This is a genomic window from Bailinhaonella thermotolerans (assembly GCF_003594875.1).
GTDB classification, from domain to species: domain Bacteria; phylum Actinomycetota; class Actinomycetes; order Streptosporangiales; family Streptosporangiaceae; genus Bailinhaonella; species Bailinhaonella thermotolerans.
Map to the genome: position 1 here is coordinate 508,367 of NZ_QZEY01000002.1, position 24,010 is coordinate 532,376.

Genomic DNA, 24,010 nt, shown 5'->3' on the forward strand with positions numbered 1-24,010 from the left:
GCTATCACGGGCGGCTCGCGCCTCACGGGATCCTCACGGCGGCCTGACAGGTTCTTCACATTCCCCCGGCAGCATCTCCGGCATGCGCCTGTCCATGATCGACCGAAGCGCCCGGGGACCCGCCCGCGCCGTCGCGGCCGCGCTCCTGGCCGCCGCCGTCGCGGCCTGCGCGACCGCCTGCGGGGCCCCGGGGAACGCGGATCCCGTACGGCGGGGCGCCGGCCCAGCCATACCGGAGACGGGGGCCGGCGGCCCCGCCGTACGGGATCCCGGGGGCGGCGCGGCGAACGGCTCCGGGGAGGGCTCCGCGGCGGGCTCCGGGGACGGCCCGGCGGGGACGGCGGGGGCTCGCGGCGGCGACGCGCTGATCGCGACGGCGCGGGGCGCGTCGGTGCCGGTCTTCGCCGAAAAGGGGGCGGCCGCCCCGCGCCGGTCGCTGGCCAGCCCGAACGAGGCGGGCGCGCCGCGTGTCCTGCTGGTGCGGGAGACGGCGGGCGCGTGGCTGAGGGTGCTGCTGCCGGTACGGCCCAACGGCAGCACGGGCTGGGTCCGCGCGGCCGACGTCACCCTGTCCCGGACGGCGTACCGGGTCGAGATCGACGCGAAGGGGTTCCGGTTCACGGTCCGCCACGGGGGCCGGGCCGTGCGCTCGGGGAAGGTCGCGACGGGCGAGGGCGGCACCCCGACCCCGGGCGGCCTCTTCTACCTCACCGAACTGGTCAGGCCGGCCGACCGGGACGGCGTCTACGGGGCGTACGCCTTCGGCCTGAGCGGCTTCTCTCCCGTCCTGAAGTCCTTCGCGGGCGGGCCCGGCCAGCTCGCGATCCACGGGACGAACCGCTCCGGGGCGCTCGGGAGCCGCGCCAGCCACGGCTGCGTGCGGGTCTCGAACACCGACATCACCTGGATGGCGGAGCGGCTCCCCCTCGGCACCCCGGTCCTCATCACGACCTGAGCGCCACCCCGCTTCCCGGCGCCACCCCGCTTCCCGGCGTCTCCCCATGTCGGCACCTCCCCCATATCGGCACCTCCCCCTTATCGGCATCCGCCTGTTCCGAGAGAAGGAAAGTCATGCGCACTCGAACCGCGATCACCGTCCTGGCCCTGGGCTTCGGGCTGCTCGCCGGGGCCGCCGGCACCGCCGCCGCGGCCGCCTCCGCCCCGGCCCCCGCACCGGCCCCGGCCTCCACCCCCGCCCCGGCGGAGACCCCCACCTCCCGGCCGGGCGAGGGCACCCCCGCCCCGGTCCCGCCGCCGGACTCCCCCGGGTCCGCCCCCACCGAGGCCCCCCGCCCGCGCCCGATCGACGCGAACCCCCGCTACACGGGCTGACCCGCCCTCCCGGCCCCGTTCCCGCCCCGGCGGGGGCGGGGCCTTCGCCTTCCGCTCGCCCGCCCGCTCCGGCCCGAGCCCGCGGCCCGGCCGCACGGCGTCCGCACCCGGCCGTACGGCGTCCCCGCCCGGCCGTACGGCGTCCGCACCCGGTCGTACGGCGTCCCCGCCCGGCGGGCCGGACCGCGATCCCGACCGCGTGGATCATGGTGTTCCCGTCGAGGCCGGTCGGCGCGCGCAGGGCCCAGTCGGTCCGGCGCAGGCCGTTCGGCCAGGTGCGGGCGGGTGGGGGCCCGGCCGGAGGCGGGGGAACCGCGGGTCACAGGAAGGTGAGGGGGGCGAGGGCGAGGGAGCGGTGATGGGCCAGGCGGGTGGTCTCGGCTTCCAGTGCGGAGTGGTCGGCGGGGCGGAGGGGCGCTGCGGGCTCGACGGGCTCGACGGTGACGGCCAGGCGGCGGCCGGTCTTCTTCGGGCGCCAGAGGGCGCGCACCTCGCCGGCGACGAGGACCACGCCGGGATTGCCGCTCGCGCGCCAGATCCGCTTCCTGAGGCCGGCGTCGGGGACGAGCAGGGCGCGGTCGCGGACCTGGAGGTAGGGGTCGTGCGGGGCCAGCATGCGCACGCGGGGGGCGCGCGGCGGTGATTCGAGGTCCGGCAGGCACTCGCGCAGGACCCAGGCCGGGACGTCGCCGGCCCGCACCTCCGCCAGGTCGTCCCGCACGGTCTCCCACATCCGCCGGGCCTGCGCCTCGCCCACGCCGGCCCACCCGGCCAGGTCCTCCGGGGTGGACGGGCCCAGGGCCCGCAGGTACCTGCGGACCAGTTCCGCCCGCGCGCCCTCCCCGTCCCCGGCGGGCGACGCCCCCCGCAGCAGCGGGGACCTCCCCCGGGTGCCGCCGTGGCGCAGAAGCCCGCGCAGCGACAGCACCGGCAGCGCGAACCGCACCAGCGACTCCCCCAGGAACTGGCCCCCGGCGTACGGCGACCGCCCCCGCCAGCCCGCGCGCGTCCCGGCGGGCAGCCGATCGGTGATCCGCCGGGCCGCGGCGCGCCCCAGGTCGTCCTTGGTCAGCTCGGTCCCGTCGAGGGCCTCCGCCACCGCCTCGGCGCTCAGCCGTACCAGCTCCCGGGCGGGGAGGTCCAGCCCGTCCAGCGCGGGGACCGCCCCGCGCAGGAACTCACGCAGCTCCTCCTCGCCCTCGGGCAGGAGGCCGCGCGTGAACACCGCCGCGTCGCGCGCGGGGTACACGTGCGGGGCGCCGCGCGGGCCGAACGCCTGCACCAGCGTCCCGCCCTCCAGCTCCGCCGCCACGGCCGCCCCGGTCAGGTCCCGCACCCGCGCCGACAGCGCCAGCCCCGCCGCGCCCGGGGGCGAGTTCTGCGGGCAGCACCGCCCCGCGACCGTGACCAGCTCACCGGCCGCGGCGGGCTTCCCGAGCCCCTGCCGCGCCAGCCGGAACCGCAGCACCTGTTCCCGCCCGACCCTGAGCACGCCCCTCCCATACCCGCGGGGGACGCCACGGATCACCCCGGCGGCCCACCGGCACGGCGCCGGCGGGACACCCCCGGGCCGTCAGGGCGCCGGTGAGCCGGTGAGCCGGTGAGCCGGTGAGCCGGTGAGCCGGTGAGCCGCCCCGGCGCCGCCGTACGGGGTGCGTCACACGCGGGAACGCCACCACGCGACCGTCTCGGTGAGCATCTCGCCGAGGGGCGCGGGCTCCTGGCCGAAGGTGCCGGTGAAGGCGGAGGAGTCGGCCACGAACGGCCGGTCCACCTGGTAGCTCACCGCCAGGACCTCGCGGACCAGGGGCGAGGCGAGGGCGGCGAGCCGCAGGGCGGGGCGCGGGATGCGGCTCACGCGCGGCTCGGGGGCGCCGGCCTCGCGGGCGAGGAGCCGGGCCATCTCGCGGATGGAGCGGGGCGGCGGCGACGGCACGTGCCAGGCCCGCCCCCACGCCCGGGGGTCCGTCGCCAGGGTGATCATCGCCCGGGCGGCGTCCGGCAGATAGGTCCAGGTGTGCGGCGCGTCGGGGTCACCCGTGACGCGGATCGGGCGGCCGGCCAGCAGGGGCGGCATGAAGCGGGCGTTCAGCAGGGACGGGTCGGTCGCGCCCGGGCCGAAGTAGTCGGAGGAGCGCGCCTCGGTCACCCGGGCCCGGCCCGCCTCGTGCGCGGCCAGCGCCTCGGCCCAGATCCGCGCCCGGACCCGCCCCTTGGTCTCGGTCGCGGCGAGCGGCAGCGACTCGGTCATCGGCCCGTCCACCGGGCCGTAGGCGTACAGGTTCCCGGCGTTCACGAGCACGGCCCCGGTCTTCTCGGCCGCGCGCAGCGCCGCCGCGGCGAGCGGCGGCCACTCCTGGGGCCAGCGGTGGTACGGCGGGTTCGCGCAGTTGTAGAGCGCGTCGGCCCCCTCCGCGGCCCGCGTGAGCCCGTCCGCGGAGGCGGCGTCGAGGGCGACCCGCCGCGTGCCCTCCGGGCCGGTCCCTGAGCGGGTGACCACCACGACGTCGTGCCCGTCGGCGGCGAGCAGCCGCGCCACGTGGCCTCCGATCTGGCCCGTCCCGATCACGACGTGCGTGCCCATCTCGACCTCCGCTCCCCCGGCAACCGGAGGGCCCATGCTCGGCGACGAAGATCGTCCGCGTCAAGCGCGGGTGTCCGGCCGCCGCGGCCCTCAGGTCCGGAAGCTGTACGCCCTGGGGTTCGGGGCGGCCGTGAGGCGGCGGTAGAGGGTGGTGCGGGCGGGCCAGTTGTTGGTGACCCGGCCCGAGCGGGTCTTGTACCAGCTCTGGCAGCCGGACTCCCAGACCGTGCGGGCGAGCGCGGCCGACAGGGCCCCGCTCCAGGCCGCCATGGCCTCCGGGCGTACCTCCATCGACCGCGCGCCGCGGGCGGCGAGCTCGCGGACGCAGCCCAGCACGTAGCGGGTCTGGCACTCCAGCATGAAGACGATGGAGTTGTGCCCGAGGTTGGTGTTGGGGCCGTACAGGAAGAAGAGGTTGGGGAAGCCGGGGGCGGCCATGCCGAGGTACGCCTCGGCGCCCCGGCTCCACTGGGCGTGCAGGTCGCGCCCGTCGCGGCCGGTCACCTCGATCGGCATGAGGAAGCCGGTGGTGTCGAACCCGGTGGCGTACACGATGACGTCGGCCTCGTGGAGGCGTCCGTCCACCGTCTCGACGCCGGCCGGGGTGACGCGCCCGATCTTCTCGGTGATCAGGTCCACGTCGGGGCGGGAGAGCGCCGGGTAGATCGTGCTGTCGATGACGATGCGCTTGCAGCCGGGCGGGTAGCCGGGGGTGAGCCTGCGCCGCAGCTCCGGGTCGGGGACCTGCTCCTCCAGGTGCTTGAGCGCCATCCGGCGGACGAGCCGGGCGCTCCAGCCGTTCACCAGGACGGGGAAGAGCACGTTCTCCGAGCGGCGGTAGATGTAGGACCGGTAGGCCCGCTGCAGCGGCGGCAGGTAGTGGAACGCGAGCCGCAGCGGCCACCCGAACGCGGCGTCCGGCTTGGGGATCACCCAGTTGGGGGTGCGCTGGAAGACGAGCACGCGCTCGGCGACCCCGGCGATCTCCGGGATGAACTGCGCGGCCGAGGACCCGGTGCCGATCACCGCGACGCGGCGGCACGTCAGGTCCGCCCCGTGGTCCCAGCGGGCGGAGTGGAACCACGGCCCGCGGAAGGACTCCACGCCCGGGATGTCGGGCAGGCGCGGCCGGTTGAGTTGCCCCACCCCCGAGACCACCACGTCGGCGACGTGCTCCTCGCCCGAGGCGGTCGTCAGCCGCCACACGCCCCCGGCGTACCGCATGGCGGTGATCTCGGTGTTCAGCCGCAGGTGCGGGCGCAGGCCGTACTTGTCGGCGCACCTCTCCAGGTAGGCCAGGATCTCGGGCTGGCGGGGGTACCTCCGGGTCCAGCTGCTGTACTTCTCGAAGGAGAAGGAGTACAGGTGCGAGGGGATGTCGCAGCCCGCCCCGGGATAGGTGTTGTCGCGCCAGGTGCCGCCCACGCCCCCGGCCTTCTCGAAGATCGTGAAGGAGCCGATCCCGGCCCGCCTGAGCCGGATCCCCATGCACAGCCCGCCGAACCCGGCGCCCAGGATCGCCACCCTCGGATGCGTCATGCGCGGCCCTCCACGAGGTCCCGTGAGTCAGGACCCACTTACACTATGAGATTGTGCGCCCCGCGTGAACAGCCCGCGGGCCGAGCGGCGGTAGTCTTCCGTGCGTGCCCAGCCTGGCTGACGTCATCACCGTGCTCGAATCGTCCTACGACCCGTCCTGGGCCGAACCCTGGGACGCCGTCGGACTGGTCGCCGGAGACCCCGCGCAGCCCGTCCGCCGCGTGCTGCTCGCCGTGGACCCGGTGGCGGCGGTGGCCGAGGAGGCCGTCGCCTGGAACGCCGACCTGCTGATCACGCACCATCCGCTGTACCTCCGGGGCACGACCAGCGTCGCCGCCACCACCCCCAAGGGCCGCGTCGTCCACGGCCTCATCCGCGCCGGCGTCGCGCTCTACACCGCGCACACCAACGCCGACGTCGCCGACCCCGGCGTGTCCGACGCGCTGGCCCGCGCCGTCGGCCTGGCCGGGCCGCTGCGCCCGCTCCAGCCCTCTCCTGAGGACCCCCGGCGGGGCCTGGGCCGGATCGGCGAGCTGCCCGTCGCGCTGACCCTGGCCGAGTTCGTACGGCAGGCCGCCTCCGGGCTGCCCCCCACCGCCGCGGGCGTGCGCGTCGGCGGCGACCCGAACCGCGTCGTCCGCACCGTGGCGGTGTGCGGCGGGGCCGGCGACTCCCTGCTGGGCACGGCCCGCGCCGCCGGGGTGGACGTCTATCTCACCGCCGACCTGCGCCATCACCCCGCCAGCGAGTTCCTGGAGGAGGAGGGCCCGGCCCTGGTGGACGCGGCGCACTGGGCGACGGAGTGGCCGTGGCTCGCCGACGCGGCCGTGCGGCTGGAGAGCGCCCTGGGCACTACCGTGGAGACGCGCGTGTCCACCACCGTCACCGACGCCTGGACGGCGGCCCACTCCCCGATTTCCGACAACCAGATCGAGACTGGAGTCAAGGTCAACCCGTGAAAGCAGCCCCGGAAGCACAGAAGCGCCTGCTCGACCTCGCCGAGCTCGACGCCGCCCTCGCCCGCCTCGCCCACCGCCGCTCCTCCCTGCCCGAGATCGCCGAGCTCGACGAGCTGGGCGGCCGCATGGCCGGGCTGGGCTCCCAGATCGTCGCCGCCGAGACGGCCGTGAGCGACCTGGCCCGGGAGCAGACCAAGGCCGAGACCGACGTGGACCAGGTCCGCGCCCGCGCCGACCGCGACCAGAAGCGGCTCGACTCCGGCCAGGTGTCCTCGCCGCGCGACCTGGAGAACCTCCAGCACGAGATCGCCTCCCTCCAGCGCCGCCAGGGCGACCTGGAGGAGGTCGTCCTGGAGATCATGGAGCGGCGGGAGGCCGCCGAGGCCAAGGTCGCCGAGCTGACCGCGCAGCGCGCGGAGCTGGAGACCCGCCGCGACGAGCTGACCGCCGCCCGCGACGCCGCGTTCTCCGAGATCGACAAGGAGGCGTTCGCCACCGGTGAGCGCCGCAAGCTAGTCGCCGGGCAGATCCCCGACGACCTGCTCGCCCTCTACGAGAAGCTGCGCGGGCAGTACGGCGTCGGCGCGGCCCTGCTGCAGGGCGGGCGCTGCGGGGGCTGCAAGCTGTCGCTGAACGTGTCCGACCTCAACCGCATCCGGTCCGCGCCGCACGACGAGGTCGTCCGCTGCGAGGAGTGCCGCCGGATCCTGGTGCGCACGGCCGAGTCCGGGCTGTGAGGCGGCTGCTGGTCGAGGCCGACGGGGGTTCCCGGGGCAACCCGGGCCCGGCCGGCTTCGGCGCGGCCGTCCGCGACGCCGACACCGGGGAGGTGCTCGCGGAGGTCGCCGAGGCCATCGGCGTCGCGACCAACAACGTCGCCGAGTACCGCGGGCTGATCGCGGGCCTGACGGCGGCGCTCGCGCTGGGCGGCGGCTCGGTCGCCGTGCGCATGGACTCCAAGCTGGTCGTCGAGCAGATGGCGGGCCGCTGGAAGATCAAGAACGAGGGGCTGCGCCCGCTGGCGCTGGAGGCCGCCGCGCTGGCGCGCCGCTTCGACGAGATCACCTACAACTGGATCCCGCGCGCCCAGAACGCCCACGCCGACCGGCTGGCCAACGAGGCCATGGACGCAGCCGCCGAGGGCCGCGAGTGGACGGTCTCCTCCGCCCCCGCCCTGGACACGCCCCCCGAGCAGGCGAACCCGTCCGACCGGCCGCACCCGCCAGGGACCGTCCCGGCCGCCGCCCCGGGGACGCCGGCCGGGACGCGCGCCGCGGCGGAGACGGCCGCGGAGACGCGCGCCGGGACGGAGACTCAGGCCGGGACGCAGACTCGCGCCGGGACGCAGACTCAGGCCGGGACGGAGACGGAGACGCGGGCCGGGACGGAGACGCGCGCGGGCGCGGAGCCGGCCGGGGAGACCGCCACGGGATGGGCCGCCAGGACCGCCGTGACCTCGCTCTTCCTGCTCCGCCACGGCGAGACCCCGCTCTCGGTCGAGCGCCGCTTCTCCGGCCTGGGCGAGGCCGCGCTCACCCCCAAGGGCGTCGCGCAGGCCGAGGCGTCGGCCGTACGGCTCGCGCGGGCCCGGCTGGACGCGATCGTGTGCTCCCCGCTGAAGCGCGCCCGCGAGACCGCCGAGATCGTGGCGGCGGCGTGCGACCTGCCGGTGACGGTCGAGGAGGGCTTCCGCGAGACCGACTTCGGCGCGTGGGAGGGCCACACCTTCGCCGAGATCCAGCGGCGCTGGCCGGACGAGCTGGCCGCCTGGCTCGCCGACCCCGCCACCGCCCCGCCGGGGGGCGAGAGCTTCGAGGTCACGGACGAGCGGGTACGGCGGGCGCGCGACGCCGTGCTGGAACGGCACGCCGGGCGGCGCGTCCTCGTGGTCTCCCACGTCACGCCGATCAAGATGCTGCTGCGGCACGCGCTGCTGGCCCCGCCCCAGGCGCTGTACCGCATGCACCTGGACGTCGCCTGCCTGTCGCGGATCGACTTCTACGCCGACGGGCCCGAGGTGGTCAGCTCCTTCAACGACACCTCCCACCTCCGGGCCTGATCGTGGAATGCCCCGGCCGTGCCGTACGCTGTCTTCCACGGCGGACGAGCCGGCCGGGCGGCCGCGTCGGGACCCTCCGGGGTCCCGCCGAGGAAGGTCCGGGCTCCACAGGGCAGGGTGGTCGGTAACACCGACCCGGGGCGACCCGCGGGACAGTGCCACAGAAAGCAAACCGCCTTCGCGGAAGCGGAGGTAAGGGTGAAACGGTGGTGTAAGAGACCACCAGCGCCCGAGGTGACTCGGGCGGCTAGGTAAACCCCACCCGGAGCAAGGTCAAGAAGGGAACGCGCGGCGCGTGTTCCCGCGCGAGACGCTGAGGGCTGCCCGCCCGATGTCTCGCGGGTAGACCGCTAGAGGACGCGAGCAATCGCGCCCCCAGATGGATGGCCGCCGGGCCCGCGCAAGCGGACCCACAGAACCCGGCCTACAGGCCGACTCGTCCGCCCCACCCGCCCCTGACCTGCGGCGCAACCCTCACTCAAGAGGATCGAACCCCGGTGAGGGCACGCCGGGGCGCATCACGCGGCCCCGAGGACCGAGGCGAAGGCACGGTCCAGCGCCGCCCGCGCCCGCCCGGCGGTCTCGCGCCGGCGCCCGCCCGCCTGGGCGGCACTTTCCCGGATCACGGCGGGCGTTGTAAACCGATGCGCCGAGGCGGCTGTCCTCCTATGGCATGTGTTGTGCGGGGCAGACGGCCAAGGAGGACGCTCACGATGGAGTACCGCTTCAACTCGCCTCCCGGATGGCCGGTCCCGCCAGCGGGATGGAGGCCTCCTGAAGGGTGGCAGCCGGATCCGTCGTGGCCGCCCGCGCCGCCCGGCTGGCAGTTCTGGACGCCCGTACAGGCACCTCCTGCTTCTTCACAGCAGGCGCCGCCGCGTCCCGATCCCGCTCCGGCACCCGTGCTGTCGGAGCGCAGCGGAGGGGGGCTGTTCGGCAGGAAGAAGAAGCTGGAGGCGGAGAACGCCGAGCTGCGCGCGTGGATCGAGCGGCTGGGCGGGATGGACGCCATGCGCGTCTCCGCGCTGACCGAGGAACTACGGGCCGAGCAGGGGCGGTTGGAGGCGGCCGTCACGGACGCCACACGGCGGCTGCACGAGGTCGAGCAGCGGGTCGTGCAGACCGAGGAGACCGTGCTCTTGCAGGAGGCCGGGATCTACGACTACCAGCACCCGCTGAGCGACGCGGTGGCGTACAAGGAGCGGCTGGCGGAGGTCAAGACGCGGATCAAGGCGATGGCCAGGGACGGCAAGGCGGTGCTGGGTTCCACGAGCTGGCAGGTCAACGGGTCGGCGGCCGAGGGGCGCCGGATGGTGCGCGACTTCTCCAAGCTGATGCTGCGCGCCTACAACGCCGAGGCCGACAACTGCGTGCGCACGATGCGCCCGTACAAGCTGCAGTCGGCCGTCGATCGGCTGGAGAAGGCCGTGGAGATGATCGTCAAGCTCGGCAAGACGATGAACATCCACGTCAGCGGCGACTACCACCGGCTGAGGGTCTATGAGCTGGAGCTGACCGCCGACTACCTGGCCAAGCAGGAGGAGGAGAAGGAGCGTAACCGCGCCCAGCGGGAGCAGCAGCGCGAGGAGGAGGCCGCGCGCCGGGAGTTCGAACGCGAGAAGGCCCGGCTCCGCAAGGAGGAGGCCCACTACAGGTCGGCGCTGGCCAAACTGATCGCCAAGGGCGACGAGGCAGGGGCGGAGGAGCTCAAGGCGAAGCTGGAGGAGATCGGCGCGGCGGTCAGCGACGTCGAGGCGCGCGAGGCCAACGTCCGGGCCGGCTACGTGTACGTGATCTCCAACCTCGGCGCGTTCGGCGAGGACGTCGTCAAGATCGGCATGACCCGGCGCCTGGAACCCGAGGACCGGGTGCGGGAGCTGGGCGACGCCTCCGTGCCGTTCAAGTTCGACACGCACGCGCTGATCTTCAGTGAGGACGCGGTCGGCCTGGAGGGACGGCTGCACGCCGCGCTGAGCGACCGGCGGGTCAACAAGGTCAATCCGCGCCGGGAGTTCTTCCGCGCCACGCCCGCGGAGGTCAGGGACCTGCTGGAGCAGATCGCCGGCCAGCATCTGCTGGAGTACCGGGACGTTCCCGAGGCTTTGGAGTGGCGGCAGTCGGCTCGCGCGGCGGCGGCGATGGGGAAGGGAGAGGCGCCCGTCTGACGGCCTGGGGACGGGCGCGACGACGCAAAGGCGGTGGCGGCGGACAGGCGCGGTCCTCGCGGCCCCGCCAGGAGATCGCCGAGCGAGCCGCAGGCCAGGGGTGAGCAGGGCCAGAGCCCGCCTGCGGACCGGCTCGTCCGCCCCTCCACGAGCCCGCCCCGCGGCCGGTCGAGGCGCGACACTCATGGGCCTGGCCCGGCGCCTTCCTCCCGTCCGCGGCGGAGGCGGTCGGCGCGGGCGCGGGCGGTCATCGCGCGCAGGATCGCGCGCGCCTTGTCGATCGTCTCCGTCATCGGGATCGACGGCGCCGCGTACGGCGGGGGCGGGAGCGACGCACCGCGCCGCTCAGACGGGACGGGCGAGGGCGGCATCGAAATCCTCCTTCTCCAGAGCGGGCGCGAGCGGGTGGGTCCGCCGCAACCACGCGCGACGCCGCGCGATCCGCCGGGCCGCGGCCGGGACCTCACGGACATGAGCGAACGCCCACACCGGCCGGCCCCCCTGCGAAAGCCGCCCGGCCCACCAGCGGAACACCCGCCCGTCGCAGTACACGACCAGGTCGGCGTACACGCGCAGCAGCACGCACCCGCACCACTCCACGGACAGGTCGCAGCTCACGCCGTGCCGTCCGGACAGCTCACCGCGCAACGCCTCGGCCGCCTCGACGGCCGGAACCACCGAACCCCTCCGGGATCGCTCGCGCTTGCACATGGTCACGACAGTAAGGACGCTGGAGCGCCCGGCGTTCACAGGTGTGAACCCAGGTTGCCGGGAGCCTAGGAGAGGCCGAAACGGTACGCCAGCCCGCGGAGGTCGCGCCCTCCCACGGCGTTCCGGGCGCGGTTGAGAAGATGGCTCACGGTCTCCCGGACGAGCGGGCTGTTGCGTACTTGCTCGGGTGCGAGCCGCTCCGCCCGGCGGAGCTTCTCGATCGCTTCCCGGTCACGCCCCGGCAGGTGGGCGAGCGCACGCCCCCAGTCGGCGAAGAACGTCGCCTGACGCCCCCGCGAGCCGATCAGCTCGGGTACGACCGATCTGGCGACCTCGTCGGCCTTTCCGCTGTCGCCCATCTCCACGAGGAGCGCGACGCGCCACAGCGCCACGTTGGTCGGGCCGAAGTGCAGCCCGAAGGCGTTCCCCTCGCCGGTGCGCTCGGCGGTCTCGCCGGCCTCACGCAGGTGGGTGTCCGCATCGCCGGACTCGCCCATGGTCACGCATGCGAGGGCGGCCGAGAGGTTGAGCATGCCGTACAGCTCAAGGGCCGCGGGATCGTCGGTGGCGGCCTGGAGGTACTCGGCCGCCTGCCGGGCGTTGCGCAACGCGGCGAGGTAGACCCCCGCGGGTAGTAGCGCGTGAGTCCGCACGAAGGCCGCAAGCGCGCTGAGCGTCGCGTCTTCGGACTTGACGGCCGCGGCGCGCGCCTGCTGTACGGCGATCTGCGCGAGATCAAGGTAACCAAGATCCTTCAGCAGATAGAACGTGGCGTGTGCGGCCCGGACGAGAGCGCGCAACGCCGCCCGGCGCTGCCGCTCGTCGCCCGTTACGGCGCTGACGTGCAGCTCGGGGAGGAGTCCGGGCAGCATGCGGCCGAACCGTCCGTAGTCGGAGGCTTCGCAAAGCCGTTCGACCTCCGCGGTCTCGCCGAGAAGCTCCGAGAACGGCCGGGGACGCACGTCGGCCGGCTCGTCGAGGGATGAACCGAGGAGTGCCACCCTGACGCGCGGAACTGTCCCGTGCCCACCAGCGCCGTTGGGGCGCGGCGGTGGGTTGTACGGCTGGCCGGTGAGGTCCGCGACGGAGACCTCCAGAGCGTCCGCCAGCGCCGTGATGTGGCTACGCCGTTCCAGTGAGCGCTTGCCGTTCTCCACCATGGAGAGGAACCCTTTGGACAACCCCGATCGATCCGCGAGGAGCTGAAGGCTCATGCCGCGGTAGCGCCGAGCGCTCCGCAGCCGTTCACCGATCGTCTTGGTCTCGTGCATGGGGTCATGCACCTCCTGGACTCGCAACTTCAGGCTAGTCATGCAGGGCTTGCCCGTGCGGGTCTTCCTCCCTGAGACCGGAGGCCCGGTGCGGGAGCGTCCAGCCCGAGCGTGTCGGGCACCCCCCGCACACCGCGCCGCGGGGTCCCGGCGCGGGCCTCGCGGCGCGGGGTCTCACGATGCTGAGCGGGTCCCGGGTTCCTCCTCTCGTTCGCGTCGGAGGCGGTCGGCGCGGGCGCGGGCGGTCATCGCGCGCAGGATGGCGCGCGCCTTGTCGATCGTCTCCGTCATCGGGATCGACGGCGCCGCGTACGGCGGGGGCGGGTACGGCGGGCCGGCCTCGGGTGGCACGGGCGTCATCGCGCTCCTCCTCTCCGGGAACCGGGTGCGGGATCGGGCGGGAGTGGCCGCCGTTCCTCGCCGGCGATCAGCCCGCCCAGGCCGGCCAGGCTTTCGGAGGCCAGCCGCGCCCCGCCCTCCGCGTGGCCCGGCCCAGGGCGGCGCTCGGCGGTCCACGTCGCGTCGCCGTCGCGAGCGACCTCCCAGCCCGGGTGCGGCGCCGCCACCGCCTCCAGCCGCCGCAGGTCCTCCGGGGCGAGAGTGACCCCCGGATCGTTCCACCAGCGCGTCACGGCACCCTCCTCACGCGCGGTGCGGGCCGCCGGGCCCGCGCGGCGGCCGCCTGCCGCCGCTCCTGCTCCCGCAGCCGCTCGGCGAGCCCGCCGGGATCGTCGGCGTCCACCATCCGGTCGCAGCACTCCGCCATCTCGTACCCGGTCAGCCCCCGCCTGAGCGACGCCCACCACCTCCCCGCGTCACTCCGAAAGATCATCCAGTCCGGGAACTCCTCACACAGAGCCGAGGGCGCAGGGGAATCGGATTCGGGCATGGATCAGTCGCGCCTTCCTCTTCAGGGGGCCGCCGGGCATCACCGGCGACTCGATGGCAACGGGGTTCTCCGGCTCCGGCCGGGCCGGGCTTCCTGGAATTCATGAGATACCTGCGCGCGAGGTTCGCACGAGAGGACACTGGAGGGCAGGAGAGGACATCGGTCCGACTGGCGGAGAGGGTGCGCGCGATGGTGGCGGATCGCGGCCTGCCCGGGTGGGCCGTGCGCCTTCGGGCGGAGCGGCGTGAACGGATGTGGTCCCAGAAACGCATGGCCGCGGAGTTGCGGAACGCGGCGGACGCCGACCTCCAGGGCAGCCTGCCGGAGATCGCGAGCCTGGTACGCGGTATCCGCAGGTACGAGGCGGGCGAGCATCGGCCCGAGGACCCGTATCGGACGCTCTACTGCAGGGTCTTCCGGATGTCTGAGGAGGAGTTGTTCGGAGCTCGGCCGGAGGTCCCCGAGCGGGACGACGAGACCGACGCCCTCGAACTGGCCCAGCGAATCTCGGCCACCGATGTCGGGGAGGAGACGCTCTCGCGGCTGGAGGGCGCCGTGGACGACCTCGCGGTGGCCTATCCCCGCACGCCGCCCGCCGAGTTGCTCATAAGGACGCGGCGGCACCTGGCCTACGTCGCGCGCCTGCTCGACGGGAAGAAGACCCTCGCGGAGCACCGGAGGCTGCTGGTGACCGCCGGGTGGCTGTCGCTCCTGGCCTCGACGTGCCACATCGACCTGCGCCAGTTCCCGGCGGGCGCGGCCCGCCTGCGTACGGCGGCGCAGCTCGCGCGGCACACCGAGCACGCCGAGATCGCGGCGTGGTGCCTGGAGACCGAGGCGTGGCAGGCGCTCACCAGCGGCGACCACCGCCGTGCCCTCGACCTCTCCCAGGGCGCGCAGGCCGTCGCGCCCAAGGGCGGCTCTCCCTACATCCAGGCGACGGCGCAGGAGGGCCGGGTCTGGGCCCGCCTGGGCGGGCGCCGGGAGACCCGCGCCGTGCTGCGGCGCGTGGAGGGCCTCGTCTCATCCCTGCCGACGCCCGACCGTCCCGAGCATCACTACCGGTACGACCCGGCGAAGAGCATCGCCTACACGGCGACGACGCTGGCGTGGATCGGTGATCCCGCCGCGGAGCCGTACGCCAGGCAGGTGCTCGCCCGTCTGGAATCGGCGGACGGCCCCGCCCGGCCCCGGCGCGCCGTGTCGGCACGCCTCGACCTGTCGCTCGCGCTCCTCGCCGCGGACCAGCCCGAGGAGGCCGCACACGTGACCCTCTCGGCGCTGACCAGCGGCCGCCTCGTCCCGTCCAACTTCTGGAGGGCCGCCGAGATCATCGAGCGGATCGAGGCCCGGAGACTCCCCGAGGCCACGGAACTCCACGAGGCGTACGCGCACCTGCGACAAGCCTCTGCGTGAACCCACGGCCCCGATGTCTTGATCAGGAGATTTACAAGTTGTCCGAGTAGTAGTCAATGGGTGCCGCGCGGGTGAGAGGATTGTGGATTCACCGGGCCTGCAGAGAGGTGGTTTCGTCGGGGCGATGTCGTCCTACCGTCCGGGAGGCGGGCATGGCCCACGTATCGACCTGCGCGGAGGCGAGGAAGCACAAGTGCGTGTGCCAGGGCTGTGGGGGTTCTCTGCACGGGTGGCCGTCGCGGCTGGACTACGCGGGTGACACGTCGGCGCGGGAACGTCTTCGCGCGGAGGCGGAGGCTGCCTGGGAGCGGTGCCGGCGCGAAGGCACGAAACCGGTGACCTACAAGCATCAGGAGCCCGGGGTCGATCTGGCCGTGGCGGACATCGTGGACTGGCTCGCGCAGCGCCCGCAGGTCGTCAAGGACGTCCACGCGGTCGGCGACGTGATCGTCAAGGAGGTCATCGGGGCGCTCGATCCGCCGAAGGGGTCGGAGGACTGGAAGGCCCATCGGCGGAGGCTGCTCGACCACTTCTGGTGCGATCTGCTGGCCGCGCTCGCCGCCACACTCTCGAAGGTGAAGCGCTGGTACGACGACGTGCCGGATCTGGTGGCGCGCGCGATCCTGGAATGCCGTGAGAGGGAGCGCCGCGGCCCCATCTCCGAAGCCCTGGTCCGGCTCGCCGTGAAGATGGTCTGGAGATCCCTTGGCGAGATGGCGTTCGCCGGGCAGATCGACGCGTGCGTACGCGTCCTGCGCATCCTGGCCGTCCTCATCTGCCCCGAGCCCGAGCGCCACCCCGCGGTGCTGCGCGCGTGCCTGGAGCCGCTGGCGAAGGAGACGGCCTCGGAGGTGACCAAGGAGCGCCTCAAGCAGGTCTTCCCCGAATTCGCCGTGTAGCCGAGCCCGCGCCCCTGCCGTCGAACCCGTGACGGTGCCCGGACCTCAAGGCCGCCTTCGCCCGCTATCGGCGCGTCATCCCGGGCCGCGCCTCCTGACGACCGGCCCGGGACGCTCACGGGTGGCAGGTCAGTCGAGCCAGGTGACTCTCAGGATCTCCACGCGGCGCTGGTCTTCGAGGATCAGGTAGACGACGAGGCCCTGGCCTTCCTGGCCGAAAGTGCGCACCCGAATGGAGGCGTCCGGGTTCCGGCGATGGAGGGGAGGACCGCCCCAGGGGTTGAGTTCCAGGACCACCCGCACCTCCGCCAGTGACGCGAGGGCGTCCTTGGGGAGGGCTTCGATCTGGGCGATCGCGTCCTCGACCACCCCGAGTTCGTACACCTAGAAACCCAGGTCGGCGAGCACGTCACGGGCGGGGCGGGACGGGACCTCCTCGCCGCGCTTCAGGCGGGCGGCGGTGTCGAGCATGGCCCGGTGCGCTCCGGCGTCCTGGGACAGCCGCGCGATCAGCGACCAGTGGTCCAGGCACTCGAAGACGGGGGACAGGTCCAGCGTCTGGGCGGCCTCGGCCATGACGGCCCGGTAGTCCCGCTCGAACCCCTCCACGTCCTCGGGCAGGAGCGCGGCGCGGATCGACCGCGGAGTCCTGGCGATGTCCGAGACGGACGACGTGGGAACCGTCCCGCTCTCGTGCGCGTCGGCCGTCACCATCGCCTCCATTCCTCGTCCATGGCGTTCTCATGCTACTCGCGCGCCACACGTCTGGCGGCTCGTCCGGGCCGACTTGCGCCTGTCCTGGACGCCCGTCACCGGGGACGGTCGTCGCGGTCCGGCCTGGGTGAGGCCCCGCGGCGTACGGCATGAGCCCCGCCGCCCGAAGGTGGGCGGCGGGGGCGGGGGCGGGTCCAGGGGGCGGGGGCGGGGTTCAGGGGGTGGGGATGCCCGCCTCCTTGAGGTATTGGGTTCGGACGGTGGTGCGGCTGAGTTTGCCGGTGGGGGTTCTCGGGAGTTCTTCGCGGTAGACGATGTGCTTGGGGTGCTTGAAGTGGGCCAGCCGGGGTTCGCAGTGGGCCAGGAGGTCCTTGGTCAGGGACTCGCCGGGGACGACGCCGGGGGCCGGCTGGACGAGGGCGACCACGTTGTGGCCCCACTCGGGGTCGGGGACGCCGATGACGGCGATGTCGGCCACGGCGGGGTGCTCCAGGAAGGCGGCCTCGATCTCGGCGGGGTAGATGTTGACGCCGCCGGAGATGATGAGGTCGGTGCGGCGGTCGCAGATGAACAGGTAGCCGTCCTCGTCGAGGTAGCCGATGTCGCCGGGGGTGTACCACTCCCCGCGCATGGTCCCGGCGGTCTTCTCCGGGTCCTTGCGGTACTCGAACCGGCCCAGCGCCATCTTGACGTACACCAGCCCGGGCTCGCCCGGGGGCAGCTCCTCGCCGTCCTCGGACAGGACGCGGGCCTCGAAGGTGGGGGCGGGGCGGCCGACGGTCCCGGGCCGCGCCAGCCACTCGTGGGGCTTGACGGCGAAGGCGACGGCGCTCTCGGTGGAGCCGTAGTACTCGTACAGGACCGGGCCCCACCAGTCCATCATGGCCTGCTTCACCGCGACCGGGCACGCGGCGGCGGTGTGGATGACCTGCTTGAGGGACGAGACGTCGTACCGGGCCCGGATGTCGGGGGGCAGCGCCAGCAGGCGGTGGAACATGGTCGGCACCATCATGGTGTTGTCCACCTTGTAGCGGCCGATCAGGTCCAGGACCAGCGTGGGCTCGAAGCGCGGGGCGATCAGGACCGTGTGGCCGAAGTGCAGGGCGAACAGCGCGTGCGCGCTCGGCGCGGAGTGGTACATCGGCGAGGTCACCAGGTGCACCGCGTCGCCGGGCGCCAGGTCGCACACCTCGCCGAAGAACCACAGGTAGAGCGGGACGATCTCCTCGGGAGGGTTCGGCGGCAGCGGGCGCTGGACGCCCTTGGGGCGGCCGGTGGTGCCCGAGGTGTACCACATGACCGTTCCCGCGCGGCGGTCCGGCGGGGCCGAGGCGGGCATCCCGGCCTCCAGGTCGGCGAGGGGCCGGAACCCGGGGGCCGACGGCGCGGCGAAGCGGCGGTCCGCCGCTATCCCCGCCTCGTCGCACGCGTCGGAGACCGCGCTCGCGTACGCCGTGCCGGCCACGACCGCGGCGGCCTCGCAGTCCGCCACGATGTAGGCGATCTCCGAGGCGGTCAGGTGCCAGTTGACCGGCGTGTAGTACATCCCGCTCTGGCCGGTGGCGAGCATGAGCGCGAGCGCGTCCACGTCGTTGGGGAGCACCCCCGCGACGACCGACCCGGGACCGGCACCGAGCGCGGCCAGGCCGTGGGAGATCCGGTTGACACGCGCGAGCAGGTCGCCGTACGTCGTGACCGACCCGTCCGGGCCGATCACCGCGCGGCGGCCGGGGTCGGCGGCCGCGATCTCGTAGAACCCCCGAAGCGTGCTGATGTCGGTCATGTGCGGCCTTTCACGACTCAGGGCCCGGGGCGGGCCGGTGTCAGAGCACGAGGTCGGCGAGGCGGGCGCGGTGCGCCCGGGGCGGCCCGAGCAGCACCTCCAGGCTCTTGGCCCGCTTGTAGTACAGGTGGGCGTCGTGCTCCCAGGTGAACCCGATGCCGCCATACAGCAGCAGGTGGTCCTTGGCGACCTGGAAGCACGCCCGCCCGGTGTACGCCTGGGCGAGCGCGGCGGCGGCCGGCAGCTCCCCCGGGGCCTCCCCGGCGGCCCACGCGGCGTGCCGTACGACGGACTCGGCCTGCTCCAGGGCGCAGTGCATGTCGGCGAGCCGATGCTTCACACCCTGATAAGAGCCGATGTACCGGCCGAACGCCACCCTGATCCCGGCGTACTCGGTGATCGCGGCCAGGCTCGCCCGCAGCACGCCGAGCTGCTCGGCCGCGACGGCCACGGACGCCAGGTCCAGCGCACGCGCGAGCCCGTCCCCCTCGACCAGCCGCGCCGGGGCCGCCGCGAACTCCACGCGCGCCTGCCGCCGCGTCAGGTCGAGCGTCGTCAGCGGCGCGCGCTCTCCGCCGGTGGTGACGAAGAGCCGGGTCCGGCCGCCGAGCCGGGCCGGGACGACGAGCAGGTCGGCGTCCGCGCCGTTCAGGACGTACGGCGCGACGCCGTCGAGGACGTGCCCGCCGCCGGCCTCCGCGGCGGTGACCGACGGGGCGCCCCACCACGAGCCGTCGGCCGAGGAGGGGGCGAAGGAGGCGCGGACCCGGCCCTCGGCGATGCCGGGCAGGTGGTCCTTGGCGGCGCCCGCGTCGCCCGACTCCAGCAGGACGAGCGTGGCCAGGGTGGTCGCCAGGAACGGCCCCGGGAGGAGGGCCGCGCCCAGTTCCTCCAGCACCACGGCCAGCTCCGCGTGCCCCGCGCCGGCGCCGCCGTACTCCTCGGGGACGACGAGCCCGGACAGGCCGAGCTCGCCGTTCATCCGGTCGTAGGCGGCGCGGTCGTAGCCGTCGCCGGCCTCCATGACCTCGCGCACGCGCCCGGGCGGGAGCGTGGCGGACAGGAAGGACCGCACCGCCTGGCGCAGGTCGTTCTGCTCACTGGTCAGCACGAGCTTCACCGCCGAGTGCCTCCGCCCTGGGAGTTGACCTTGAGTTCGGAGAAGGGCACGTTCTTGTCCACGCGCGGCTCCGGGGGCAGCCCGAGCACCCGGTCGCCGATGATGTTGCGCATGATCTCGTTGGTGCCGCCGCCGAGCGCCATCGCCGGGGCCAGGGAGAGCGCGTGCGCGATCCGCCCGGCGTCCCCGCCGTCCCCGGCGCTGTCGCCGCCGTCGCCGGTCTCGCCGTCCTCCCGGTAGGCGACCGAGCCGGGCCCGGCCAGCGACGCCGCCAGGTCCGCCTGGAACAGCGTCAGCTCCGCGAGCAGCAGCTTGGCGGCCGAGCCCCGGGCGCCGGGGAAGATCCCCGCCTTGGTCTCCTGCGACAGCCGCGTGTTGAACAGGCTGAGCGCGCGCGAGCGGATGTACAGCTCCACGAGCTGATCGCGCACGATCGGGTCGCCGAGGTCGGCGCGGGAGCGCAGCGCCTCGAACGACACGGGGTTCTCGCTCTGGCCGCTCATGCCGACGCCGCCGGCGATCGACAGGCGCTCGTGCAGGAGCGTGGTGACGGCGACCTGCCAGCCCCCGTTCACCTCGCCCACCCGGTCCGCGTCCGGGATGCGCACGCCGTCGAAGAAGATCTCGTTGAAGTGGGCGCGCCCGGTCATGTCCCTCAGCGGCCGCACCGTGACGCCGGGGGCGCGCATGTCCACGACGAGCATGGTCAGGCCCTTGTGCTTGGGCACGCCCGGGTCGGTGCGGGTGAGCAGCAGCCCCCGGTCGGCGTGCTGGGCCACGCTCGTCCAGACCTTCTGCCCGTGCACGACCCACTCGCCGCCGTCGCGCTCGGCGCGCGTCTGCAGCCCGGCCACGTCCGACCCGGCGCCGGGTTCGGAGAAGAGCTGGCACCAGATCTCCTCGCCGCGCAGGAGCGGGCGGATCCACCTGGCCTTCTGCTCCTCGGTGCCCATGTCCAGCACGGTCGGGCCGCACATGCCGAGCCCGATCGAGAACACGTAGATCGGCAGCGTGAAGTCCCGCGCCTCGGCGGCGAACGCCCGGTCCTCGGCCTGGGTGAGCCCCTGCCCGCCGTACTCGCGCGGCCAGGTGATCCCGGAGTACCCGGCGTCGTGCATCCTGGCCATGAACGCCTTGGCGCGGGCCACCCCGTCCTCGTCGGGCGTGGCCTCGGCGCGGTGGCCCGGCGCGTTCGCGGCCAGCCACTCCCGCGCCCGCCGGCGGTACTCCTCCAGGTCGCTCATCGGCGCCTCCAACCGCGAGTCAGTAGCCACTTACGCTACTAGACCGCCCGCGCCTGATCCATGCCCCGCGGGCCGCGATCAGAATCCGATTCGGTGCCGTCCCGCACCCCGCCGTCCCGTCTCCTCCCTGTCCGTGCGGCGTCTGTCCGCACGGCGTCCCGCGGAGCCGTCCCCGGCCGGAGTCCTCCCGCCCTCTCCCCGCCGGTACGGCGTGAGCCCGCCCCGGCCCGGGGGCACCGGGCGGGACGGGCTCAGGCCGTACGGGGCCCCCGGGGGCGCGCGGCCCGGCCGGGGCGGTGCGGTCACCTGCGGAGGGCCGCCACGAAGTCGATCTCCACGAGGATGTTCATCAGGTCGCTGCCGACCGTGGTGCGGACCGGGTACGGGGCCGTGAAGTGCTCGCGGTACGCCTCGTCGTACGCCTTGAAGTCGCGGTGCAGGTCCTGCAGGTGGACCGTGGACTTCACCACGTCGTCGAAGGTCAGGCCGTGCACGGCGAGGATCGCGGCGAGGTTCTTCATGGTCTGGCGCGTCTGGGTGGCCACGTCGTCGCCGACGACCTGCCCGGTCCCGGGGTCGATCGGGCCCATGCCGGCCGTGTAGAGGAAGTCGCCGATCACCACGCCCTGGGAGTAGCCGCCCACGGGGGTGGGGGCCTGGTCCGTGCGGATCTCCTGCTTCGCCACTGTCGTTCTCCTGCTCTCGTTCGCCGACGCCGGAGGTCGGCTCATCGGATCTCGGTTCGGTCTGGTCTCGGTCGGTCTGGTCTCGGTCGGTCTGGTCTCGGCCGGTCTGGTCTCGGCCGGTCTGGTGCCGGTCGGTCTGGTGCCGGTCGGTCTGGTGCCGGTGGGCCGGGGCGGCGGACGGCTGGGCGCCGGTCCGCCGGGGCGCCGGCGGGGGTCACCGGCGGACGTCGCCGCCGGCGATGAGGTCGAGGTCGTCCCGGGTGGGCAGGCCCTCCCAGTCGCCGGGCACGGTCACCGCGAGCGCCCCGGCGAGCGCGGCCGTGCGCAGCCGCTCGGGCACGGGACGGCCGCGGACCAGCTCGGCCAGGTACGCCGCGCCGAAGGCGTCCCCCGCGCCGACCGGGTCCACCACGTCCACCGGGTACGGCGGCACCTCGTGGACCGTTCCCTGGGCGTACGCGACGGCGCCCCGGCCGCCGCGCTTGATCAGGACCTCGGCGGGGCCCAGCGCCGACAGCGCCCCGGCGAGCCCCTCGGCGCCGGGGGCGTCCACGACCAGGCGGGCCTCGTCCTCGGTCGCGAACAGCACGTCGGCGGCCTCGGCGAGGCGGCGTAGCTCCTTGGCGGCGGCGTCGGCGGGCCAGAGCCTGGCGCGGTAGTTGAAGTCCACCGACACCGCCACGCCCGCCGCCCGCGCGGCCTCCACCGCCAGCCGCACGGCGTCGCGGGCGCTCTCGCTGAGCGCGGGCGTGATGCCGGTGACGTGCAGCACCCGCGCCGAGGCGATCAGCTCGGGGTCGATGTCGGCGGGTTCCAGCCGGGAGCCCGCCGAGCCGGCGCGGTAGTAGGTCACCCGGGTCACGCCCGCGGCCCGCCGTTCCTTGAGCATGAGGCCGGTCGGCGCGGCGGGGTCGGTGACCGCGTGCGACACGTCCACGCCCTCCCCGGCGAGCGTGGACCGGACCAGCCGCCCCAGCTCGTCGTCGCCGACCCGGCCGATCCAGGCGGCGCGCACGCCGAGCCGGGCCGCGCCGATCGCGAGGTTGGACTCCGCGCCGCCGACGCGCAGGTCGAGCGAGCGGGCGTGCCGGAGCGGGCCGGGCTCGGGCGGCGACAGCAGCGCCATCGTCTCCCCGGCCGTGACCAGCTCGGGGGTGTCGCGCGTCATGGGGGTCCTCGTCGTCTCGGTGGGCGGGGTTCTCTCGGTGATCGGGGTTCTCTCGGTGATCGGATCGCTCTTTCTGGGGCGGCCGGCGCCGGTACGGCTCGTGCGGCGGCTCTCTCGGGACGTGTCCACCGGCGGGTCCTTCCGCGCTCCCTAGAAGAAGGTGCGCAGGACGTCCACCACGCGGTGGTCCTCGTCCACGACCGGGATCGCACGGCGCTTGTCGAAGGCCGTGCACGGGTGGGAGACGCCGAAGCACACGAGGTCGCCCGGGACGAGCGCGGTGCCCGGCATCAGCGCGAGGTAGGCGTGATGGTCGTTCATCCGGGTCAGCGCGATGCCCTCGGCCGTCCACTCCACCCCGTCGCGGCGCACCCGGCGCGGCACCGGCAGGCCCTCGTCGTACGGCGCGTCGCGCTTGCCGAGCCCGGCGATGGCCAGCCCGGGCTCGGGAACGGAGAGCACCTGCGCCCAGACCTCCAGCGCCGGCTCCAGGCGGCCCTCGCCGGGGATCCGGTTGAAGGGGGTGCGGACCCGGTAGAAGCCGTCGTCGTGGCTGACGTACGCGCCGCTGCGCAGCAGGGGCAGGGCCTCGCGCCCGTCGAACCCGATCCCGCCCAGCTCCCGCGCCACGATGTCGAACCAGGCGCTCCCGCCCGCGCTCACCACGATCGGCCCGCCCCCGGCGCACACCCCCGCCGCGTGGAACTCGGCGGCGAGCCCGCGCAGGTCGCGGAGGTAGGCGGTCACCTCGTCGGCCCCCGGCAGCCCGCCCTCGTACCCGGCGACCCCGGCGACCTCGACGCCGGGCGCCGCCGCGGCGGCCCGCGCCAGCCGTACGGCCTCGGCGGCGGTCCGGCAGCCGGTGCGGCCGCCGGCGTGGCCCAGCTCCACCAGGACCCGGAACGGCCGGCCGCCCGCGGCGCGCGAGGCCGCCTCGACCCCGGCGGCCGAGTCCACGTAGAACAGGAACGCAAAGGCCGGGTCCCGGTCCAGCTCCCGGGCGAGGCCGCGCAGCGCCGTGCCGTCCAGCAGCTCGTTGGCCAGCAGCACGCGGCGCACGCCCGCCTTCCGGCAGACCAGCGCCTGGTTGGCGGTGGCGACGGTGATGCCCCACGCCCCGGCGTCGAGCTGCCGCCGCCACAGCGCGGGCGCCATCGAGGCCTTCCCGTGCGGCGCGAGCGCCAGCCCGTGCCGCCGGGCGAAGGCCGCCATCGTGGCGATGTTGTGCTCCAGCGCGTCCCGCCGGGCCACCAGCACCGGCCAGGTGAAGGGCCCGTCGAAGAGGGAGTGCTCGGCGGCGGCGAACTCCTCGTCGCCGACGCCCTCCCCCGGCTCCCAGAACCCGGTGTCCCGCCAGTCCACCACGCCGCCCGTCACGCCGCCGCTCACATCGCCCGCCACGCCGCTCGTCACGCCGCCTTCCGTCATGCCCGCCTCACTCCGCCCGCTCCGTACCGCCGCGCCCCGTCCG

24 protein-coding genes and 1 other RNA gene are annotated in these 24,010 nt (G+C 74.5%); 9 read left to right on the plus strand and 16 right to left on the minus strand.

From position 1 onward, the window contains the following. The first annotated feature begins 82 nt into the window (after positions 1–82). Positions 83–955 carry a L,D-transpeptidase gene (locus D5H75_RS07405; protein WP_242454040.1) on the plus strand — a complete coding sequence of 291 codons (873 nt, stop codon included), beginning with the start codon at positions 83–85 and terminating at the stop codon, positions 953–955. A gap of 116 nt (positions 956–1,071) precedes the next feature. Next, positions 1,072–1,332, plus strand: a complete 261-nt coding sequence (locus tag D5H75_RS41335) for a hypothetical protein (protein WP_202637912.1) — start codon at positions 1,072–1,074, stop codon at positions 1,330–1,332. A 319-nt stretch (positions 1,333–1,651) separates the two neighbouring features. Here D5H75_RS41335 and D5H75_RS07415 read toward each other — a convergent pair whose 3' ends face one another. The 3 genes from D5H75_RS07415 to D5H75_RS07425 all read right to left on the minus strand — a co-directional run bounded on the left by D5H75_RS07415 (position 1,652) and on the right by D5H75_RS07425 (position 5,455). After that, complete coding sequence (locus D5H75_RS07415) at positions 1,652–2,824, minus strand: winged helix DNA-binding domain-containing protein (protein WP_202637913.1); 1,173 nt, start codon at positions 2,822–2,824, stop codon at positions 1,652–1,654. A gap of 165 nt (positions 2,825–2,989) precedes the next feature. Continuing rightward, positions 2,990–3,916, minus strand: a complete 927-nt coding sequence (locus D5H75_RS07420; protein WP_119925579.1) for an NAD-dependent epimerase/dehydratase family protein — start codon at positions 3,914–3,916, stop codon at positions 2,990–2,992. Between the two features lie 90 nt (positions 3,917–4,006). Continuing rightward, positions 4,007–5,455 carry a flavin-containing monooxygenase gene (locus D5H75_RS07425; protein ID WP_119925580.1) on the minus strand — a complete coding sequence of 483 codons (1,449 nt, stop codon included), beginning with the start codon at positions 5,453–5,455 and terminating at the stop codon, positions 4,007–4,009. Between the two features lie 104 nt (positions 5,456–5,559). Here D5H75_RS07425 and D5H75_RS07430 point away from each other — a divergent pair, with 104 nt between their 5' ends. The 5 genes from D5H75_RS07430 to D5H75_RS07450 all read left to right on the plus strand — a co-directional run bounded on the left by D5H75_RS07430 (position 5,560) and on the right by D5H75_RS07450 (position 10,638). Further along, on the plus strand, positions 5,560–6,414 hold the full coding sequence (locus D5H75_RS07430; RefSeq protein ID WP_119925581.1) for a Nif3-like dinuclear metal center hexameric protein: 855 nt from the start codon (positions 5,560–5,562) through the stop codon (positions 6,412–6,414). Beyond that, positions 6,411–7,151 (plus strand): zinc ribbon domain-containing protein, encoded by a 741-nt coding sequence (locus D5H75_RS07435; RefSeq protein ID WP_119925582.1) that lies wholly within the window; start codon positions 6,411–6,413, stop codon positions 7,149–7,151. The genes D5H75_RS07430 and D5H75_RS07435 overlap by 4 nt, the downstream gene beginning before the upstream one ends. Then, positions 7,148–8,473, plus strand: a complete 1,326-nt coding sequence (locus D5H75_RS07440; protein WP_119925583.1) for a bifunctional RNase H/acid phosphatase — start codon at positions 7,148–7,150, stop codon at positions 8,471–8,473. Before D5H75_RS07435 ends, D5H75_RS07440 begins: the two co-directional genes overlap by 4 nt. Before the next feature lie 45 nt (positions 8,474–8,518). Next, positions 8,519–8,916: RNase P RNA component class A (gene rnpB, locus D5H75_RS07445), an RNA gene on the plus strand. A gap of 459 nt (positions 8,917–9,375) precedes the next feature. After that, positions 9,376–10,638 carry an SNIPE associated domain-containing protein gene (locus D5H75_RS07450; RefSeq protein WP_242454041.1) on the plus strand — a complete coding sequence of 421 codons (1,263 nt, stop codon included), beginning with the start codon at positions 9,376–9,378 and terminating at the stop codon, positions 10,636–10,638. Positions 10,639–10,983: 345 nt separating this feature from the next. Here D5H75_RS07450 and D5H75_RS07460 read toward each other — a convergent pair whose 3' ends face one another. The 5 genes from D5H75_RS07460 to D5H75_RS07480 form a co-directional block, all read right to left on the minus strand. Next, the gene (locus tag D5H75_RS07460) at positions 10,984–11,316 is read right to left on the minus strand and encodes a hypothetical protein (RefSeq protein ID WP_119925586.1); all 333 of its coding nucleotides are present in this window, start codon (positions 11,314–11,316) and stop codon (positions 10,984–10,986) included. Between the two features lie 98 nt (positions 11,317–11,414). After that, entirely contained in the window at positions 11,415–12,620 is a 1,206-nt protein-coding gene (locus D5H75_RS07465; RefSeq protein ID WP_202637915.1) for a helix-turn-helix domain-containing protein, read from the minus strand. Between the two features lie 174 nt (positions 12,621–12,794). Then, complete coding sequence (locus tag D5H75_RS07470; protein WP_119925588.1) at positions 12,795–12,980, minus strand: hypothetical protein; 186 nt, start codon at positions 12,978–12,980, stop codon at positions 12,795–12,797. Next, entirely contained in the window at positions 12,977–13,252 is a 276-nt protein-coding gene (locus D5H75_RS07475) for a hypothetical protein (protein ID WP_119925589.1), read from the minus strand. The genes D5H75_RS07470 and D5H75_RS07475 overlap by 4 nt, the downstream gene beginning before the upstream one ends. Beyond that, positions 13,249–13,452, minus strand: coding sequence for a hypothetical protein (locus D5H75_RS07480; RefSeq protein ID WP_242454042.1), 204 nt, complete (start codon positions 13,450–13,452; stop codon positions 13,249–13,251). The genes D5H75_RS07475 and D5H75_RS07480 overlap by 4 nt, the downstream gene beginning before the upstream one ends. A gap of 246 nt (positions 13,453–13,698) precedes the next feature. Between D5H75_RS07480 and D5H75_RS07485 the strand changes: the two genes are divergently transcribed. Both D5H75_RS07485 and D5H75_RS07490 read left to right on the plus strand, forming a co-directional pair. Beyond that, the gene (locus D5H75_RS07485) at positions 13,699–14,925 is read left to right on the plus strand and encodes an NsdA family TPR-like regulatory protein (protein WP_202637916.1); all 1,227 of its coding nucleotides are present in this window, start codon (positions 13,699–13,701) and stop codon (positions 14,923–14,925) included. Between the two features lie 335 nt (positions 14,926–15,260). Continuing rightward, the gene (locus D5H75_RS07490) at positions 15,261–15,824 is read left to right on the plus strand and encodes a hypothetical protein (RefSeq protein ID WP_119925591.1); all 564 of its coding nucleotides are present in this window, start codon (positions 15,261–15,263) and stop codon (positions 15,822–15,824) included. Between the two features lie 129 nt (positions 15,825–15,953). Here the strand turns inward: D5H75_RS07490 and D5H75_RS07495 are convergent, their stop codons facing one another. The 8 genes from D5H75_RS07495 to D5H75_RS07535 form a co-directional block, all read right to left on the minus strand. Beyond that, the gene (locus tag D5H75_RS07495; protein WP_202637917.1) at positions 15,954–16,208 is read right to left on the minus strand and encodes a hypothetical protein; all 255 of its coding nucleotides are present in this window, start codon (positions 16,206–16,208) and stop codon (positions 15,954–15,956) included. Then, positions 16,209–16,547 carry a DUF6247 family protein gene (locus tag D5H75_RS07500; protein ID WP_242454043.1) on the minus strand — a complete coding sequence of 113 codons (339 nt, stop codon included), beginning with the start codon at positions 16,545–16,547 and terminating at the stop codon, positions 16,209–16,211. It abuts the gene before it with no gap. 205 nt (positions 16,548–16,752) lie between these two features. Next, positions 16,753–18,321 (minus strand): AMP-binding protein, encoded by a 1,569-nt coding sequence (locus tag D5H75_RS07505; protein ID WP_119925592.1) that lies wholly within the window; start codon positions 18,319–18,321, stop codon positions 16,753–16,755. A 40-nt stretch (positions 18,322–18,361) separates the two neighbouring features. Beyond that, positions 18,362–19,441: an acyl-CoA dehydrogenase family protein gene (locus D5H75_RS07510; RefSeq protein WP_119925593.1), complete on the minus strand. Its 1,080-nt coding sequence runs from the start codon at positions 19,439–19,441 to the stop codon at positions 18,362–18,364. Next, positions 19,438–20,685, minus strand: coding sequence for an acyl-CoA dehydrogenase family protein (locus tag D5H75_RS07515; RefSeq protein WP_119925594.1), 1,248 nt, complete (start codon positions 20,683–20,685; stop codon positions 19,438–19,440). The genes D5H75_RS07510 and D5H75_RS07515 overlap by 4 nt, the downstream gene beginning before the upstream one ends. A gap of 302 nt (positions 20,686–20,987) precedes the next feature. Continuing rightward, on the minus strand, positions 20,988–21,371 hold the full coding sequence (locus D5H75_RS07520) for a RidA family protein (RefSeq protein ID WP_119925595.1): 384 nt from the start codon (positions 21,369–21,371) through the stop codon (positions 20,988–20,990). Positions 21,372–21,585: 214 nt separating this feature from the next. Continuing rightward, a complete protein-coding gene (locus D5H75_RS07530; RefSeq protein ID WP_119925596.1) occupies positions 21,586–22,539 on the minus strand; it encodes a sugar kinase in 954 nt (317 codons plus the stop codon). Between the two features lie 150 nt (positions 22,540–22,689). Next, positions 22,690–23,967: an alanine racemase gene (locus D5H75_RS07535; protein WP_119925597.1), complete on the minus strand. Its 1,278-nt coding sequence runs from the start codon at positions 23,965–23,967 to the stop codon at positions 22,690–22,692. Positions 23,968–24,010: the final 43 nt, after the last annotated feature.

Coding starts and splice junctions, on each gene's coding strand:
- D5H75_RS41335 (WP_202637912.1), top strand. CDS start 1,072: ATGCGCACTCGAACCGCGATCACCGTCCTGGCCCTGGGCTTCGGGCTG.
- D5H75_RS07470 (WP_119925588.1), bottom strand. CDS start 12,980: ATGACGCCCGTGCCACCCGAGGCCGGCCCGCCGTACCCGCCCCCGCCG.
- D5H75_RS07420 (WP_119925579.1), bottom strand. CDS start 3,916: ATGGGCACGCACGTCGTGATCGGGACGGGCCAGATCGGAGGCCACGTG.
- D5H75_RS07485 (WP_202637916.1), top strand. CDS start 13,699: ATGGTGGCGGATCGCGGCCTGCCCGGGTGGGCCGTGCGCCTTCGGGCG.
- D5H75_RS07505 (WP_119925592.1), bottom strand. CDS start 18,321: ATGACCGACATCAGCACGCTTCGGGGGTTCTACGAGATCGCGGCCGCC.
- D5H75_RS07480 (WP_242454042.1), bottom strand. CDS start 13,452: ATGATCTTTCGGAGTGACGCGGGGAGGTGGTGGGCGTCGCTCAGGCGG.
- D5H75_RS07500 (WP_242454043.1), bottom strand. CDS start 16,547: ATGGAGGCGATGGTGACGGCCGACGCGCACGAGAGCGGGACGGTTCCC.
- D5H75_RS07425 (WP_119925580.1), bottom strand. CDS start 5,455: ATGACGCATCCGAGGGTGGCGATCCTGGGCGCCGGGTTCGGCGGGCTG.
- D5H75_RS07530 (WP_119925596.1), bottom strand. CDS start 22,539: ATGACGCGCGACACCCCCGAGCTGGTCACGGCCGGGGAGACGATGGCG.
- D5H75_RS07405 (WP_242454040.1), top strand. CDS start 83: ATGCGCCTGTCCATGATCGACCGAAGCGCCCGGGGACCCGCCCGCGCC.
- D5H75_RS07465 (WP_202637915.1), bottom strand. CDS start 12,620: ATGCACGAGACCAAGACGATCGGTGAACGGCTGCGGAGCGCTCGGCGC.
- D5H75_RS07515 (WP_119925594.1), bottom strand. CDS start 20,685: ATGAGCGACCTGGAGGAGTACCGCCGGCGGGCGCGGGAGTGGCTGGCC.
- D5H75_RS07535 (WP_119925597.1), bottom strand. CDS start 23,967: ATGACGGAAGGCGGCGTGACGAGCGGCGTGGCGGGCGATGTGAGCGGC.